This is a genomic window from Rhizobium ecuadorense, from assembly GCF_001187535.1.
GTDB classification, from domain to species: domain Bacteria; phylum Pseudomonadota; class Alphaproteobacteria; order Rhizobiales; family Rhizobiaceae; genus Rhizobium; species Rhizobium ecuadorense.
Genome location: NZ_LFIO01000275.1, coordinates 1 through 262 on the forward strand (window position 1 = coordinate 1; position 262 = coordinate 262).

The following is a 262-nucleotide window of genomic DNA, read 5'->3' on the forward strand; positions in this document are numbered from 1 at the left end:
GCTTGCTACCGCAGCGGATGCGATCCTTATTAAGGGCGCACGCCATCCCGCGGTGAAGGACGCGATGTTCTTCCACACCGATGGGCTGAAATTCCCTTACGACAACATGCACTATGTGACGGTCGCCGGCGGCAACGCCTTCTACGAGAAGCGCGACGCCAACGGCACGCTTGAAACGCCGCCGCCGCTGCCCTCCTACGAGGTGGCGATGAACTATGTGCCCGGCGAAAGCATGCTGCCGCCGCAGTTCGAGGCACTGATC

At 61.8% G+C, this 262-nt stretch carries 1 pseudogene; it reads left to right on the forward strand.

Features of this window, described 5'->3' with window-relative positions:
* Positions 1–262, forward strand: a pseudogene (locus AF337_RS06485) (cell wall hydrolase); the annotation flags it as partial.